This window comes from Thiothrix litoralis (genome assembly GCF_017901135.1).
In the GTDB taxonomy this organism is placed as follows: Bacteria; Pseudomonadota; Gammaproteobacteria; order Thiotrichales; family Thiotrichaceae; genus Thiothrix; species Thiothrix litoralis.
Genome location: NZ_CP072801.1, coordinates 2,418,302 through 2,435,872 on the forward strand (window position 1 = coordinate 2,418,302; position 17,571 = coordinate 2,435,872).

The following is a 17,571-nucleotide window of genomic DNA, read 5'->3' on the forward strand; positions in this document are numbered from 1 at the left end:
TCATCGTCAAGATATATCACAAAGAAGTAAATCTATTCGCGCAAAATATGTTCAAGGCAAGATAAGCATTGATTTGCTTCGTTCAAAATTGATGTAAAAACACTAGAAAGTGGTTTTACATCAATACCAAAAACTTTAGATATTTTTTGATAGTTTTTAGACTTTCTGTGTCCCACGCTAGATGAGCGTAATTCTTGTAAATTTCTAAAAAAACTAATTACATTACTCACTTGATCATCAGAAATCTCTTGGACTCTCAGAAAAGCATCAAATTTCTTAATCCCTCTTATCTTTTCTCCTTCGCTCAGGACGATATAACTATTCATTGCTTCTTCATTTAGAGAGTCAATTAATATTTTAGTCAACGTTAAAACTTGATAATCAAACTCAGCTTGACTTTCATTTACTGGTATTCGCAAATGAGTGAAAAGATAAGAATCCCCATCAGACAAAGGTTTTAACAAATGCCAGTTGAACTTTAATTTCCAGTCAGTATTGAATTTCTCGAAATTTTGTTTGAAAATTAAATCAGCTTGTAATGGACTAGAAAATTGTGCTCGTATACTTCTATCATAATTAGTATTACTCATCTTTCCATCTGGAGAGATATTAAAGCTTTTCCAATATGATTGTTCTGATTCCGAAAGAAATTTACCCAGATCACCCAGATAAACAATAACATACTTTTCATGATTATTGTCTATATACATAGACCATAACGAACCACAAACCAAATTACCATCTTCTATAGTATATTTTTCAGGCTCACTGTAGTAACGAGATAAAACATCTCGCCTGAAAAAAACTGGAGTCAAATAATGCGGAGCATCATTATTAGCTCCAAAAAAATTAGCCAATAGATCAGGATTGCATGTATGTTTAATGACTTCACTAGTAGTACTTTCACCGATAATGAAATCCTGATAATTCTTCTCTTTTTTTATAAAAAAACTAATGGCTTTTTTTACACTAACAGGATAAATAACCTTTTTTGCTAAAAGACGTGAAAAAGCGATGTATCCATGAGAGCTATAAACATCATCCCTTATGTATCTTGCATATATTAAATTATCTGCTTTAACTTCAAAATCACATTGATCAGATGAGTAGTTAGAAATACTTTCATGAGAATATCTTCCATTATCACAGCATATTACAAAACATGTGTTTTTTATTGATATAAACTCAATGATCAGCTTTGTTTTTACTTTTACTTCACCATCATTAATAATAATCGCATCAATCTCCTCACCGCCTTCAATGATCTTAATATATTTATTACTCTTATCATCATAATATAAATTATGAAACAAGCGAAACTCTTCAAGAACTTCTATTCTTGCAGGTTTTATATCGAAGAAATCTCTATGTATGATTAAAGGCTTTACTGAATCAAAATCCATGAAATACTCATACTCAATGTATTCCTCCCCATCCTTCTTTGAAACCCAGTAGTCTGGCTTAGACTGCTCTGTATAAAAATCAAAGCTATATTTACCTAGTGAAACATGAATTTCATCCCATGGTATAAATGCGCAAGAGAAGCAACCATAAGTATTTTCCTCATGAAATCTTTTATCAACGATAGTCCAAGTTTCATTACCCCATTTATTTTCAACAGTATCAATCAAGTCTGTTTGCAGCAAATACTCTAATTCATTCTTCATCATTTAACCCCGCTCCACCTGAGCAATATTCTCCCGCGTCAACCCATACAACCCATAAACCACCACATTCATTTCTCGCTCTTTAGCCTCAATCGCCGCCTGCAATTCATCCAACTTTTTATCCAGCACGATAATCTGCTTACGCAAGCTGTCATTTTCAGTGGTTTTCAGTTTGAGTAATTCGCCCAGCAGTTTTTCAGCGGTGACGCTCGGTGTGATGTTGGTGGAACGGATCACGTACTTCCACTGCACGGTAATCAGTTCAGCATCGTCGATGAACAGGCTATCGAAGGCAGGCGTGCCGTTGGCAAGCAGGCTTAATTCGCCATCTTCATAACCGACTGTCAGTTTGAGACTGGGGTTGAGGTTCACCGTGAGCCTTTCGAGTTTTTGCGCCAAGGCGGCTTGGTATTGTGCTTTTGCCCAATCGGTGAGGGCTTTGCCTTTGAGTCCGGTGGCTTTGGCGGCATCGGAGGTTTTCAGTTGTTTTTCGTCGGGGAGTTTTGCCCAAATCCATTGCGGGATTTTGGTATCATTTGTCATTTGTGATGAGTTAAGTCGCTTTTCTAGCTTCAAAAACTCCGCTTCATAATGACCATGTAATTCCTGTAACTCCAATGCTAATTGACCAACTTTCTTCTTTTGTTCCTCATCAGCATGTGGCACGGGCAAAGGTGCTATGTATTGCGTTTCAATATCAAAAAAACCGTTCGATTTTGGTCTAGCAATCCGCTTAAAGATGAAAGTAGCAGGGGGAGCATTAAGTATCCCCAACATGAATAATAGCGCTGCCTCTGTATCTGCATGAATAGTATATGCTCGCTTATCATCTGCTGCGTATTTTCCTTCAATGTCGATTACAACCCTCAAATCTGGGGCTGTGCCAGCAATGAATAGCTTTTTCTCTGATTGTTTGTCTAAGTTTTTTGGATAAACATAGCCCCACCACTTATCATCCCTGTCCATTTTGCCACTTTCACGACCACGCAAAGCCTTTTCGTGGCTCTTTAGATAAGCCCAAGCTTTTGGATACGTTTGTGATAAGGTTTCCTCAGGATAAAGAAACGGTTTACCACTGATATTGCCAACACAATATGGCAATAAGATATGCTTCGCGCTGTCAGATAATCGGTAACGTTTGATTTGCTTCCCTGATAATAAAGGACGCATCAGTGCATCATCTATTTCAACTTCAACTGGATTGTCTTTATCTGCGTAGGATAAGTAACGGGCATTCCCAATTTTTTCATGATGGTAAATGTCATTTGCGCTTGTAACCAGCCCTTGAGAAATAGATGAACAAACCTTACTTAATGGTGTGTTATTCATCAACTTTTCGATGAGCTGGCGTTCGGGTTCGGGCATGAATTGCCATGCGTCGGCAGTGGGTAGATTGTCGTAAGGCAGGGCGTTGACCTGCGACCAGTCGAGGCTGCTGAGGTCGTCGCCCCCATTCGGGGCAAAATGCAGTTTGATACCATCCACCGCTTTGCCCGTGAAGAATTGCAGCGCGGTGTAGGTAATCGCTTCGTCAAAAATCTGGTAGCTTTTGAAATCAATCCAACGATCCATGCGCCGCGTCTCATGCAACACTTCGCGCAACCCCTGCCCGTAATCGTTCACCGCCCACACATTCGGCGCAATCAACCCCATCCGTCCCTCTGGATGCAGCAACCCCACCGATTGCTCAATAAACGGCAAGTAAATGTCGTAATTGCCCGTCTGCACACTGCGGAATTTCACCGACCCATCGGCATTTCTCGCCTGTACCCAATAATCGGTGGCTTCCGGCTGAATACGCCGCATATTCTGCAACTTGATGTACGGCGGATTGCCAATAATCACATCAAAACCACCCGCCGCGAACACCTCCGCAAACGCCTCGCGGTAACTGAACGGATTAATCCGCTCAAGCTGTTCATCGCTTAGCGGCTTCTCAGCGCGGTTAATATCCCAATCCACCAAACTGTTACCGCACAAAATATTGCCATCCAACGATGACAACGGTTGCCCCGGCATCACCGTATGCAGCCACAATGCCAGCTTGGTGATTTCCACCGACTCCGCGTTAACATCCACGCCATACAAGTTTTTCGCCAAAATCTCGCGGTAAGCCTTCGCCTTGTCAAATGCCGCCACCTGCCGGAATTCGTAATTAACGCGGCTTTTCTCGCTCACAAGCCACTCATGTTCCTGCAACAAACGCTTGAGTGCCTGAATCAAAAACGCCCCACTACCACACGCGGGATCAAGTACTTTCAAGCCACTCAAACGCTGTTGGTAACTATCCAACCAATCGCAATACCGCGCACTCAAGGTATTTTTTTTCAGCTTGCCATTCTTGAAATGGTCAGCATCCACCGCCGCCGCATCCAACCCCGCAAACTCGCCCTGCCCATTTTCCGCTCGCAACTCACGCAAGCGCAAACCCAAGGTTTCCTCAACGACATACGCTGTCACCCATTCCGGGGTGTAATACACGCCATCGGTTTTGCGTTTACTCAGCTTCATCAAGGAATCTTGGTTAGCGGCTTCCGCCTCCATGATTTCCAAATCGGTGATCGACTGCTCGAAGATGCGCCCCAAGGTATACAAACCAATCGCCCGTTCGCCACCTTCCTCAATCCCAAAATTGTAATTGGCAGAAAAGTACAACAGCGTGTCTTTGTGTTTCAGCAAGGCGACATCATCCGCCCCCTGAAACGGCGCGAAAAACACCTTATTCGGAACGTGCAAATCATCCAAATCAGTATCGGCAGCAAACAAGCCCCCGTTGAAACGGCTGATCGGGTGCGAACGGAAAATCCCCCCATTGCGCATCGACTTAAACAACGGCAACAAGCTGCTATTCCAAACATCCGCTTCTTCCGGCAAAAACTCCAATTTCTGGCTGTCTTCACTCAGCATTTTGCTCAACAGATTGACGGGGAATTGCAGATGCGCCCCCATATCCTCGCAAAACAGCACAAACAACAAACGATCCAGTAACTTTTGCGTCAAACGCACCAACTGGCGCGGCTGCTGCTGATAGGCGGGGTTATGCGCCAGCAAGGTCTTGAACAGCGCATCCCGATAAGCGCGATATTCAAAGTAAAAGGTCTTTTCCAGCGCCTTTTCCTGAATCCGCTGCATCGACAACAAACCCACCAACGGCGGCTCACTGCCCCGGTTCAACAGCCAATCGGCATGAAACAAACGGCTGAACAGGAAACGTTGCTGACGGGCTTTTTCCCCACTGTCCAATAACGCCACGCCCGTGTCCGTCAAAGACTTGTGCTTAATCACAAACCCCTCGTACTGGTGTGGCATCCGCGAATTCCAATACAAACGGAATTCGTTCATATCGCTGACAATGCCCCACGTCGGCTGGATTTTTTCCGTGCCATACGGGGTAAATTGGCGTCTCGCAAAGTTCAGGTAATCGGCACACTGTTGCACGGGGGAACGGTCATTACCCTCTCGGTTCTGCTTCGCATCCAACCCGGAACGTATATCCTTGAACTCGCACAAGATTTGCGGCGTAGTAGGCAATTCACTCGCCCCGAACCAACCCATTGCCGCATCCGCTTTGCCGACACCGCCGTTTTGCCCCGCTTTCTCAATCGCAAATTGCTGCACCAATGTATAGCCTTCGGCCTTATCCTGCTTACCAGAACGCGCATAGCCCCACAATTCCACGAAAAATATGTCGAGAAAACCGCCTTCCGCCCCGGTTTCTTTTTGAAAATCTTTTTCTGCCCAATGTTTCAGGCTTGCCAATAACTGCGCATCCGCATCACCCTCACAATAGGCGGCATAATCGGCGCTCCAGCAAGACATCAGGAAGGCATGGGAAAACAGCGGGGTAGGAGTTGTCATCAAAATAAGCCCAATAGTATCGTGACTTATGTATACCTGATTGAACACAAAAAATCAGCAATTACACGCCAACATATTTCCCCACCATTCGCATTCCCGCATCCCCTGCCACTATAATGCCGCACCAAGTTAGTTTTGAAAGAGGAATCCCCGTGCGCATACGCCTGAAAACCAAATGGAATAAGCAGGAACGTGAAGTTTCGCTGGAAGATACCGTCAGTGTGCTGGCGTTTAATACCTGGAAGATCGGGATGCAAACCCTGCTGGAAATCGAAAACGAGAATTTCCAGACCGACACCCAAATGCAGCGCGTGATGATCATGGAAGAAATCATGGCGTTTATGATCCACGTCCTCGACCGCATTGCCCACGACGTGTTGAATGACGAAGACCGCAGCGCTTTGATCACCACCTTCGCCCTGAAAATCGCCGACCATGTGCAAGACAACGCCCGCGACTTTGGTGGCCCCGGTGATTACCGCAACCCGTTCATCAACAAGCTAAACCAGCGCATGGAAGATTACGCTGACACCACATGGGGTAAAATCGCACAAGAACCCGGCTTCTCCATGAGCTTGGCTTTCGGCAACTTTATTGCCGAAGCCGTAGGGCCGCGTGACCGTAAGTGGGTGCTGGACTACATCCAGCGCACCCTGATGCCCGAACTGTTAACCACTTACAAAAAAGTGCTCGCCCGTTTGGGAATGCTGGAAAGCCACAAATAGTTACTTCCAGTCAACGAACTCGGCGACCTTATCCGCCACCTCATCCGCATACAAATCCATGAAGAAATGGTCGGCACCGTCGACCGTTTCTACTGTCAGATTATCCTGCTTGATACCTTCCAGTTTGGCGGGCAAATCAGCCACAACCTCATCCGCAGAACCCATCACAATCAGCATCGGCTTTTTGATTTTGGGTAACAGGCTCGGGGTATTTTTACGCTCGTCATCCTTGTAATAGCTTAATACGGCGGCGGCTGTCGCCTTGGCTTTTTCGCAATACACAAAACCCGGCAGTTCCATCACGGTATCACCCTTGCCGTCATCAACCAGCTTCTGTGCTTCAGCCAGCACATCTGCCAGTGGCTTTTTGTAGCGCTCTTCGTATTCCTTGGCAGAATCGGCAGCATCCCACGTCGCTGGGGCAACGGCTACGACCTTTTCCAGCAGGTCGGAATCTTTTTCAGACGCATACCACGACACCTGATTGCCACCACGCGAATGCCCGAGTAGCACCACTTTGCTAGCACCCTGTTCTTTCAACCAGTTCATCCACGTATCGAGTTCAGCCACCGCATCTTCGTGTTTGTGCTTGTGTTCAATGGTGCAATCCAACATTTCGGAGGGGCGCTTGTCGATGGCATAGCTGAGGTTGACATTGAGGGTGTTGTAACCCTTTTCCTTGAGCAGCTCGCTCAACGTTTGCATGATTTCCATCTTGTTGTGTGCAAGCGTGCCATGTTGCATCAGGATCACGCCATCTTTGGCGGTTTTGCCATCTGCCAGCGTCAATTCGCCGCGCAATTCAATATCACCCTGCTTCACGCTGACTTCTTCGGCATGAAGACTGGAAAACGCCGCGAACAGTGAAAAAGCAACCACACCAGTAAAACGGGGCAGTAATGTCATATCATTCTCCTCAATTAAATTCCCATGGCGCGTTTGGCCATTTCGTATTTTAGAAAGCCCATGCGGTTGACGATAGTTAACCCTGAATTACGCAGGATTTTCCACGGCGTCAAGGTATTACCGAACAACAGGCGGAAACCTTCCATCGCTTTCTGGGTAAGCACATTATCGCCGCGACGGGCGCGTTCGTAAGCCCGCAGCACTTTGAGGCTGCCAATGTCGCCTGATGCCTGACGGATTTGCTGAGCGAGTTCCACCGCATCCTTGATTCCCAGATTGACACCCTGCCCCGCCAGCGGGTGGATGGTATGCGCCGCATCGCCCACCAGCGCCAAGCGTTCCTGAATGTAGGGTTCGGCATGACGCCCGCGTAACGAAAAGGCGGCGCGTTCACCCACGGCAGTCACTTCACCCAAACGCTTATCCAGTGCTTGGGTAAGTTCGCGGCAGAATTCAGCGTCTGACAACAGCAACAGCGCGTCAGCGCGGTCGGCAGGCAATGTCCAAACAATCGAACAGGAACCATCGCCCAGCGGCAAAAACGCCAACGGGCCACTCGGCATAAAACGTTGCCAGGCGGTGAATTGATGCGGAAGTTCGGTTTGCACCACGCAAACCAGCCCTTTTTGCCCGTAGTCATGGGTTTCCAGACTGATGCCCGCGAGTTGGCGTACTTTGGATTGCGCCCCGTCTGCGCCGACCAGTAACCCGGCGGTCAGGGTTTTACCGCTTTGCAAGGTTACGGTGACTTGCGGTTCTTCCAGCGTAAACTCGGCGATTTTTTCAGGGCAGTAAAGGTCAATCGCATCGGAAGCACGGATAGCGTCCAGCAAAGCAAGCTGCACCACGCGGTTTTCGACGATATGCCCTAAGTCAGGCTCGCCAAGGTCAGCAGCATCAAAACAGATTTCCCCGTCACCAGTCGCATCCCACACCCGCATGGATTCGTAGGGGGAAGCACGCCGCGCCGCAACGCCTTCCCACACACCCGCTTCTGCCAGCGCCCGTTGTGAAGCGCGGCTGATCGCGGATACCCGCAAGTCATAGGGGTCAGTGGGGGCAAAGGCGGAAGGTTCATGCCCTTCCAACACCGCAACACGTTTGCCGGATTTGCCTAACAAGCAGGCCAACGTAGAACCTACCATACCGCCACCCGCGATGATCACGTCGTATTGCGTTTGCATTCCTTACATCCCTTTTCAGATTAGCCTTACACTGCGGTAAAGACTACAACAAAGCGGGCGCCGGAAATACAACCGGGGGGAAATTAGCGCTTATTACTCCAACCACGGGAGGAGTAACAGCTTACCCGGCGTTGCGCCCAGTAAACCCCAGAAACCACCGAAATAAGCCAGCGGCACGGTTACTACGACCAGATACAAAGCGCTATCCGTATAGGAAACGTGGTACAACAGCCAAGCTTGACCAAACACCAGCAGCAAAACCAACACCAATAACAGGCCAACCAATAGCCAATCGAACGCCAAAGCCAGTAAGCGCATCCCTACCTTCGCGGAAGGAAAGCCACCAAGCTGGGAGGCAAAATACCCTCTTGCAGGCGTCGAAATAGGGTTATTCATTTTCATACATGACACTCCTTGTCACCTCGCAATACTCTGAACCTCAATTATAGCGACTCTATCGAAAATTGCTGCTGAAAATGTTAATTAACCAAGCAGTTCTATCAGGTATAGTAACAAGGCAACTGGTAAGTCGTCGGCAAACCAAAGTGTGCTGGGTAATCCACATGCACAAAGTAAAGGCCCGCAGCGGGCGCTGTCATCCCCGCCTGCGTGCGGTCGCGCAACGCCAGCAATTCCCCCATCCATGCCTGCGGGCGCTCACCTGCCCCAACCTTCAACAGCGAACCCACAATATTGCGTACCATGTGATGCAAAAAGGCATTGGCGCGTAAATCAACATAAATGAAGTCGCCTTCCCGACTGACCGTAATGTCGCTCATCTCGCGCATTGCATGACGTGCCTGACACCCTGCCGCCCGGAAGCTGGAAAAGTCCTGCTCCCCCAGCAAAGCTTGCGCCGCTTCATGCATCGCCGCCACATCCAGCTCACCATGCTGCCAATACACCCGGTTATGCAACAGCGCCGGACGTGCCTGACGGTTGAGGATAATGTAGCGATAACGCCGTGCTCGCGCCGAAAAACGCGCATGGAAATCGTCGGCCACCGGCTGAATCCAACGCATCGACACCCCATCCGGCAGGTGCGCATTCGTCCCAAACAACCAGCCGCGTAACGGGCGGGTAGCACTGGTTTCAAAATGAATCACTTGCCCAATCCCGTGAACGCCCGAATCAGTACGCCCGGCACAAACCACACTCACCGCTTCATTCGCCACGCGGGAAAGCGCTTGCTCGACATTCCCCTGTACGGTGGGGCCATGACTCAAGCGTTGCCAACCGTAGAAAGGGCTTCCGTCGTATTCAATACACGCTGCAAATTTCATGACGCTAAACCCCACGGGCAGTAAAAACAAAAAAGGCCGGATGAACCGGCCTTTATAGCGTGAAAGCGGTGATTCCTCAACCTGTCTGGTGTAACAGCACTTCGGCTTCACGGCGTTGGTCGTCGTTACCTTCCACCATGACCTCTTCCAGCGTGCTGCGAGCACCCTCGATGTCGCCCATGTCCAGATAGGCGCGAGCCAGATCCAGCTTGGTGCTGATATGAGCTTCGTGCAGGTCAATTTCCTCGTCCGGGAAGTCGAGGAACGACAGCGCATCATCAATATCGCCCAGCCAATCCTTGTCTTCGTCGCTAATCGGCGCGTAGAACGTGTCCTTGGGCAGGATACGGTTGATCCCTGTTTGGTTGTCCAGATGCAGGTTCAGGTTGGTAGAATTTGCCGCAGCGGCTGCTACTACAACAGGAACAGCTACCGCCGCCGCAGTAGCAGCCACATGATTCGCTGGCGTCGCAGGGATTGCGTCATCATTGCCTACCAAATCATCCAGGTCGTCCAGTTCATCCAGATCAAAATCCAGCAAGTGGTCGGAAGACTCTGCTTCATACATATTATCCGGCTCTGGCTCGCGAGGCTTAACAGCAATGCTTTCCTGCGCCGGTTGGGGCGCTTTATCGTCTGTATCCAGCGTAAAGTCCAGATCAAGGTCATCATCCAGATCGTCCAGCTCATCCAGATTAAAATCGAATGGCTCATCATCCGCCGCTGCGGCAAGTGGGGCAGGCTTGGTTTCTGCTACATCCAACTCAGGCAGGGTAGGCAATTCAGGCGCAATTTCTGACGATACCGCACTCTTATCTTCAACGGGTGGCTCACCGAAATCAGCCATCTCGTCACTGTCCTGCAACAGTTTATCGAGATCGATGTCATCAAAGTCCATCTCACCCAGATCCAAATCACTGAAGTCATCTGCCGGGTAGTCATCTCTGGGAACAGGCGTTGGCTCTGACACTTTATTGTCAGCAGCTAATGACGCTCCCGCTGTTGCAGCGGCCATGCCGCCCAAAGCCGTTGCAACCGTTGCCGCCACTGAAGAAGCAGGCGCTGGTGCTGGAGCAGTCGGGACAGCCGATCCTTGATACAACGCGTTATCCGGGCTGATTTTTCGCCCCCACTCAGCCACGGATTTCCACAGGTTATCCTTACCCGCACCATCCATTACCGCAAACTGTTGGGCGTGGTTATCAAACGCCTCGCGGTTATTGGCAACGAAGTAGCATTCCAGTAACTTGTGGCGGTATTCCGGCTTGTCAGGGTGACGCTCAATACACTTTTTCAACTCGCTTTCTGCTTGCTGGTACAAGCCGTAAGCGATGTAAACATTGGCTTCTGTCAGGCAATCATCTTCAATGCCCGCCGCGGGATGCGGTTGACCAGCAATAGGCGGAACATCCATCCCCTCATCTTCATCCGTATCATTCCCGGCAATACCAAAGGGGTCTTCTGACAAAGTATTTCTGGCAGTACCGTAAGTCCCGCCGCTGCGTTTATCGGCTTTCTCCAGCTCTTGTTCCAGAGAATTAACATCGAACTCGTCACGAGTCACTGGCATATCGAGATCATCGTCCAGATTGGCTTCACGGCGTGGCGTCTTCGTGGTTCCGTCTGGTTTGCGGCGACGCCCTAATAACCACAGCAACAGCAACAATGCCAGCGAGCCTGCGCCAATTTTGAGTGCCAGCGGCGATGTCAACAGCCCCAAAAGATCATTGTTATCCCCTGTCTGGTCAGCAAACACAGGTGAAGGCTTTTGAACAGGCTTTTCCGCAGGCGTTACTGGCACAATCACAGGTTTCAGCGGTACGGCTGGTGCAGGAACAGGCACTGGAGTGGCTGGCGGGGCTATCTGTTGCACTGGCGGGGCTGATGGGACAGGCGGCTCAGTCCTGAGGATGGTATTGTTGTCCTGACCCGCGACATTCGCCATGTGGGTCTGGATGTCTTTACCCTGCTCTGGTGGCACGCTAACAACCTGACTGCCTGTTGGCGTTGACTGTGTGGTTTGTTGGGCATCTTGCGTATCCGCCGTATCGGCTGACGGCGCGACTTTAATGCCGTTATCGCTCAGTTGCTGCTGCAATTCAGCAAGCTGGGTATCGCGCAAGGCCAGCAAACGGTTTTTCTTGCTCAACATGGACTCAAGGTCAGTCACACGTGATTTGAGTTCGTTGTTCTCATTCTGGCGTGCTGCCAGTGACTCACTCGCCAACGCAAGTTGCTTTTCGATGGCGGCGAGCTTGGCGTTACCGGCGGCAACGGCCGCATTGCTGGCAGCGCTATCACCTGTTTTTGCACCCAAGACTTCCAGACGTGCCTTATCCTGTTGGTTGCTGGCGGTTGGTGCATTCTGGGACTGAGGCTTGCTGGCAGCCACCGTTTTGGTTCCGGTACTTTGCGGAACGGTTTTGCCTGCCAGTGACTTCCTGAATTCACGCCACTCGGCATTCTGCTGGCGAATCTCGCGGCGGGCTTCTGCGCGTGAAACAGCACCGACTTGGCTGGAAGATGGGGTCTTCATCAACGCACCCGTGCGGAGGTTATTGATGTTTTCATCAATGAACGCTTCCGGGTTTGCCCGGAACAAAGCCATCATCATCTGGTCGTTGTTAATGCCTTGGCGTTGGAGACGTGATGCCACACCAAACAAGGTATCCCCGGATTTGACCCGGTAAGTACGGTTACGGGCAGCAGGTTGCGGTGGTGCTGCGGGTGCGGCGGCTGGTTGAGCAGGGCGTACTGGGCGACGGACATTACCGGCAGCTTTCGGCTCTGCCCTGACAGCAGCTTCCCCGGCAACCGTATTGCCCGGCTGCATCAGCACCGGTGGATCCAACATCACGGTATATTCTTTAAGAAGCTGTCCTTGAGGCCAACTGACTTCTAATAGAAAATTAACGAAGGGTTCTTGAATAGGCGTATCAGACGACACCAGAATGACTGGCTTACCACCCTGAACCGTGGGCGTAAAACGTAAATTACCCAGAAAGTCAGGGCGAGCAACACCTACCCGGTTAAATACATCGGGTGGTGCCAAGCGTACCTGAATCTTGCTGGCATCTGCCGGGGCAGCAGACAACAAGTCGATTTTGGCTCGCAGCGGCTGGTTCAGATGAGAGTTGGATTCAATATCCCCAAGCCCCAAAGCGCTGGAAGCCGCTGGATACGCTCCGGCGATGAATATAGCTAAGCTCAAGGCTTGTTTATTCACTGCAATTCCCCTTCAATAGATTCTTTATCTGTGCAAGATTATGGTATCTCTGACCCATCATCCACTCCGCTTATTAGCCCTTATTATGACGATGATGAATAGCGATTCTGGTTATTGTTTCTTAGGACTAAAACTATATATTAGTACATTATTCCAAGCAATGCTGCCCCGAGCAGGCTTTAGGCATTAATCCCAAAGCACATCATATCCATGTTCTCATTGTCAGCAATAGTGAATTAATTCCCGCTTAACCATACCTACAGATAGTCGCGTACTAATATTTCAGCAATCTGGACACTGTTTAACGCAGCACCTTTACGCACATTATCAGCAACTACCCATAAACTCAGACCCGATGGGCAAGAAATATCTTCACGAATCCGGCTAACATAAACGCTGTCACTATTGACCGCTTCGGTCACAGGCGTCGGATAACCACCATCCACCTGCTCATCCAGTACTTCCACACCAGCAGCCTTACGTAAAAGCTGCGTGGCTTCTGCTGCTGTCAACTTCGTCTCGGTTTCAATATTGATGGCTGCGGAATGACCGAAAAACACGGGAACACGTACTGCTGTTGGATTAATGCCCAATGCAGGCAAGCCCATGATTTTACGGGTTTCCAGCACCATCTTCATTTCTTCCCAAGTATAGCCATTTTCCTGGAAATTACCGATGTGCGGGAACAAATTGAACGCAATTTGCTTGGCATACAATTTCGGTTCCACCGGACGGGCATTCAAGAGCTGTGCCGTTTGGTGTGCCAATTCATTGATACCTTCACGCCCCGTGCCGGAAACCGCTTGATAAGTGGCCACATTAATCCGCGTAATCGTCGCGGCATCATGCAGTGGCTTCAACGCCACCAACATCTGGCTAACCGCGCTGCCGGGGTTAGCAATAATGCTGCGTTGCTTATACCCTACAATGGCTTGTGGGTTCACTTCTGGCACGACTAACGGCACATCTTTCTCAAAACGGAAGCACGCACTGTCGTCAATGACCACGCACCCTGCCGCCACCGCCAGCGGCACATATTGAGCCGCTACCGCCTCCGTGCTGGCAAAAAAAGCAATTTTTACGCTGGAGAAGTCGAAATGTTCGACGTGCTCAACATCCAATGTTTTATTGCCAAAATCGACGTACTGTTCACCGTCTGTTGCAAATTCCAGCGCATAAATTTTACCAATGGGGAATTTACGCTTTGCCAGCAAGTCCAGGATGGCTTCACCCACCAGACTGCCTGCACCGACGACGGCTACGTTATAAGTGTTGGACATGATTTAACCTTGTAGGGCAGCAACGACTGCATCGCCCATTGCCACCGTGCCAATTTTGCGGCAACCCTCGGTGTAAATGTCGCCAGTGCGCACGCCAGATGCCAGAACCTTTTCCACTGCCGCTTCGACGCGCTCAGCCAGTTCTGGACGATTGAGGCTGTAACGCAGCAACATCGCTACGGACAGAATGGTCGCCAACGGGTTGGCAATGCCCTGGCCTGCAATGTCAGGCGCAGAACCGTGGATCGGTTCGTACAAGCCACACGCCGAAGAATTCAGGGAGGCAGAAGGCAACATACCAATAGAACCGGTCAGCATGGCGGCGGCGTCAGACAACACATCGCCAAACAGGTTGCTGGTCACAATCACGTCGAATTGCTTGGGCGCACGCACCAATTGCATCGCGGCGTTATCGACGTACATGTGGCTGAGTTCGACTTCAGGGTATTCCTTACCGACTTTCTCGACGATTTCGCGCCACAGTTCGCACACTTCCAGCACGTTAGCCTTGTCGACGGAACACAGGCGCTTGTTGCGCTTCATCGCAGTTTCAAAGCCGACGCGGGCAATGCGCTCGATTTCGGATTCGGTGTAAGTAGCAGAATTAAAACCTTGACGCTCACCGTTTTCCAGCACACGAATGCCACGAGGTTGACCGAAGTAAATACCGCCGGTCAGTTCGCGCACGATCATAATGTCCAGCCCTGCAACCACTTCAGGCTTGAGGGTGGAAGCTGAGGCCAGCTCTTCGTACAGAATCGCCGGGCGTAAATTGGCGAACAGACCGAGATCAGCACGAATCGCCAGCAAGCCACGTTCCGGGCGCAACGGACGGTCGAGCGTGTCGTACTGCGGGCCACCGACAGCGCCAAGCAGAATCGCATCAGCCTTTTGTGCCAGCGCGCGGGTGGAATCCGGGTAAGGTTGACCTTCCTTGTCGTAAGCAATGCCGCCGATATTCGCGTATTCTAGCGCTACCGACAGATTGCCTTCCGCCGTGAAAACATTGAGGACTTTAACCGCTTCCGCCACGATTTCCGGGCCAATACCGTCACCGGGCAATACCAAAATTTTGTGTGTCATGTGAATCTAACCCAAATAAACCAGAATCTTAAAATAACCAAGGCGCTGCTTGCTTGCGCTGCGTTTCATACGCTTTGATGTCAGCCGCGTGTTGCAGTGTCAGGCCAATATCATCCAACCCGTTCAGCAGGCAATACTTGCGGAATTCGTCGATGCTGAACGCAAACGCTGCGCCACTCGGCGTAACCACTTGCTGCTTTTCCAGATCAACCGTCAACTGATAGCCTTCTGACGCCTGTGCTTCCGTGAACAACTGATCAATCACCTCAGCAGGCAGCGTCAATGGCAGCAAGCCATTCTTGAAGCTGTTATTGAAGAAAATATCTGCATAGCTCGGCGCAATTACCGCACGAATGCCGTAATCCGTCAGCGCCCAGACCGCGTGTTCCCGTGAGGAACCGCAACCAAAGTTTTCACGCGCCAACAGCACCGAAGCCCCGGCATAACGCGGGAAATTCAGCACGAAATCCGGGTTCGGGGTGCGCTTGCTGTGATCCATGCCCGGTTCGCCCGGCTCAAGGTAACGCCAGTCATCAAACAGCGTCGGGCCAAAGCCAGTACGCTGAATGGATTTCAGGTATTGCTTGGGAATAATCGCATCCGTATCCACGTTGGAACGGTCCAGCGGAACCACCAGACCGGTATGTACAGTAAATTTATCCATGATGATTATTTTGCCTTTTCTGTCTGGGCATTTTGTTCAATCGAGCCACCCAACGATTTCAGATCTTTGCCAACGCCTTCCACGGTACTGCAACCAGCAACCAACAGACAGGCCATCAGGAATAATACACTCAGTAACTTTTGCATGGGATCATCTCCTTACAGGGTACGAACATCGACAAAATGACCAGTCACCGCTGCCGCAGCCGCCATAGCCGGGCTAACCAGATGGGTGCGCCCGCCCTGCCCTTGCCGCCCTTCAAAGTTGCGGTTGGAGGTAGAGGCACAACGCTCGCCCGGTTCGAGACGGTCAGCATTCATGGCAAGGCACATGGAACAACCCGGTGCACGCCATTCAAAACCCGCTTCGATAAAAATTTTATCCAGCCCTTCGCTTTCCGCTTGTTGCTTGACCAAGCCGGAGCCGGGAACCACCATCGCCAGCTTCACATTGCTCGCGACTTTGCGGCCTTTGGCAACGGCGGCGGCAGCACGTAAATCTTCAATGCGTGAGTTGGTGCAAGAGCCGATGAATACCTTGTCGATTTGCACGTCAGTAATCGGCGTATTGGCTTCCAGACCCATGTATTTGAGCGCTGCGCTAATACCGCTGGCTTTGACCGCATCGCTTTCATTGGCGGGGTCAGGCGTTTTACCATCCACCGGCAGTACCATCTCGGGGGAAGTCCCCCAAGTGACTTGCGGCTGAATGCTGGCAGCATCGAGGCGTACTACCCGATCGAATACCGCATCCGCATCGGAATGCAGGTCTTGCCAAGCGGCAACAGCTTTATCCCAATCGTGCGCTTTCGGGGCGTAAGGGCGGCCTTTGACGTAGTTAATGGTGGTGTCATCCACGGCTATCATGCCTGCGCGAGCACCGCCCTCGATAGCCATATTGCAGACCGTCATACGGCCTTCCATCGACAAGTCGCGGATAGCTTCGCCGCCGAATTCGATGGCGTAACCTGTGCCGCCCGCCGTGCCGATTTCACCGATAATGGCAAGCACGATGTCTTTAGCAGTCACGCCTGCGCCGACTTTGCCATCCACGCTGACCAGCATGTTTTTCATCTTTTTCTGGATCAAGCACTGGGTCGCCATGACGTGCTCGACTTCGGATGTGCCGATGCCGTGTGCCAATGCGCCAAACGCGCCATGCGTCGAGGTGTGTGAATCGCCACAAACCACGGTCATGCCGGGCAAGGTTGCGCCTTGCTCAGGGCCAATGACGTGCACGATGCCCTGACGGATGTCGCCGATATTGAATTCGGTAATGCCAAAGGAGCGACAATTTTCGTCGAGGGTTTCGACTTGCAAACGGGCTATCGGGTCGGTAATGCCGTGCTCCAGGCCAATGGTTGGAACGTTGTGATCGGGAACGGCTACCATCGAGTTGACCCGCCACGGTTGACGGTTGGCGAGGCGCAGCCCTTCAAAGGCTTGCGGTGAAGTCACTTCGTGTACCAAATGACGGTCGATATAGAGTAAGCCTGTGCCGTCAGCTTCTTGCCTCACCACATGCGCATTCCAGACCTTATCGTAGAGCGTTTTGCCAGCCATAAATCCCCAAAACTGCTGTTGGAAAAAGGCTACATAATACACTTTTTTGTTATACATCATCCACAAAAAAAGGCCAGCACGAGGCTGGCCTTTTTACTAGCACCCTTCACCTCTTGCGAGGGAAGGGCTGGGG

At 50.5% G+C, this 17,571-nt stretch carries 13 protein-coding genes; 1 reads left to right on the plus strand and 12 read right to left on the minus strand.

What is annotated here, in order from left to right:
- Positions 1-32: 32 nt before the first annotated feature.
- Together J9253_RS11800 and J9253_RS11805 are read right to left on the minus strand one after the other, a co-directional pair.
- A complete protein-coding gene (locus J9253_RS11800; protein WP_210221177.1) occupies positions 33-1,670 on the minus strand; it encodes a hypothetical protein in 1,638 nt (545 codons plus the stop codon).
- Positions 1,671-5,525 carry an Eco57I restriction-modification methylase domain-containing protein gene (locus tag J9253_RS11805; protein ID WP_210221178.1) on the minus strand — a complete coding sequence of 1,285 codons (3,855 nt, stop codon included), beginning with the start codon at positions 5,523-5,525 and terminating at the stop codon, positions 1,671-1,673. It lies immediately after the preceding gene.
- A 152-nt stretch (positions 5,526-5,677) separates the two neighbouring features.
- Here J9253_RS11805 and J9253_RS11810 point away from each other — a divergent pair, with 152 nt between their 5' ends.
- Positions 5,678-6,250: a hypothetical protein gene (locus tag J9253_RS11810; protein ID WP_028490022.1), complete on the plus strand. Its 573-nt coding sequence runs from the start codon at positions 5,678-5,680 to the stop codon at positions 6,248-6,250.
- On the opposite strand, the gene J9253_RS11815 is transcribed toward J9253_RS11810, so the two are convergent.
- The 10 genes from J9253_RS11815 to leuC form a co-directional block, all read right to left on the minus strand.
- Positions 6,251-7,156 carry an alpha/beta hydrolase gene (locus J9253_RS11815; protein WP_210221179.1) on the minus strand — a complete coding sequence of 302 codons (906 nt, stop codon included), beginning with the start codon at positions 7,154-7,156 and terminating at the stop codon, positions 6,251-6,253.
- 14 nt (positions 7,157-7,170) lie between these two features.
- Positions 7,171-8,340: a UbiH/UbiF/VisC/COQ6 family ubiquinone biosynthesis hydroxylase gene (locus J9253_RS11820; RefSeq protein WP_210221180.1), complete on the minus strand. Its 1,170-nt coding sequence runs from the start codon at positions 8,338-8,340 to the stop codon at positions 7,171-7,173.
- Between the two features lie 93 nt (positions 8,341-8,433).
- On the minus strand, positions 8,434-8,742 hold the full coding sequence (locus J9253_RS11825) for an RDD family protein (RefSeq protein ID WP_210221181.1): 309 nt from the start codon (positions 8,740-8,742) through the stop codon (positions 8,434-8,436).
- Positions 8,743-8,840: 98 nt separating this feature from the next.
- Positions 8,841-9,623, minus strand: coding sequence for a tRNA pseudouridine(38-40) synthase TruA (gene truA / locus J9253_RS11830; protein WP_210221182.1), 783 nt, complete (start codon positions 9,621-9,623; stop codon positions 8,841-8,843).
- A gap of 76 nt (positions 9,624-9,699) precedes the next feature.
- Positions 9,700-12,849: a FimV/HubP family polar landmark protein gene (locus J9253_RS11835; RefSeq protein WP_210221183.1), complete on the minus strand. Its 3,150-nt coding sequence runs from the start codon at positions 12,847-12,849 to the stop codon at positions 9,700-9,702.
- A 257-nt stretch (positions 12,850-13,106) separates the two neighbouring features.
- Positions 13,107-14,129, minus strand: coding sequence for an aspartate-semialdehyde dehydrogenase (locus tag J9253_RS11840; protein WP_210221184.1), 1,023 nt, complete (start codon positions 14,127-14,129; stop codon positions 13,107-13,109).
- A 3-nt stretch (positions 14,130-14,132) separates the two neighbouring features.
- On the minus strand, positions 14,133-15,212 hold the full coding sequence (leuB, locus tag J9253_RS11845) for a 3-isopropylmalate dehydrogenase (protein WP_038141754.1): 1,080 nt from the start codon (positions 15,210-15,212) through the stop codon (positions 14,133-14,135).
- Between the two features lie 28 nt (positions 15,213-15,240).
- Positions 15,241-15,876 (minus strand): 3-isopropylmalate dehydratase small subunit, encoded by a 636-nt coding sequence (leuD, locus tag J9253_RS11850; protein WP_210221185.1) that lies wholly within the window; start codon positions 15,874-15,876, stop codon positions 15,241-15,243.
- A 5-nt stretch (positions 15,877-15,881) separates the two neighbouring features.
- A complete protein-coding gene (locus tag J9253_RS11855; RefSeq protein WP_210221186.1) occupies positions 15,882-16,022 on the minus strand; it encodes an entericidin A/B family lipoprotein in 141 nt (46 codons plus the stop codon).
- A 12-nt stretch (positions 16,023-16,034) separates the two neighbouring features.
- Positions 16,035-17,438 (minus strand): 3-isopropylmalate dehydratase large subunit, encoded by a 1,404-nt coding sequence (gene leuC / locus J9253_RS11860; protein ID WP_210221187.1) that lies wholly within the window; start codon positions 17,436-17,438, stop codon positions 16,035-16,037.
- Between the last annotated feature and the right edge of the window lie 133 nt (positions 17,439-17,571).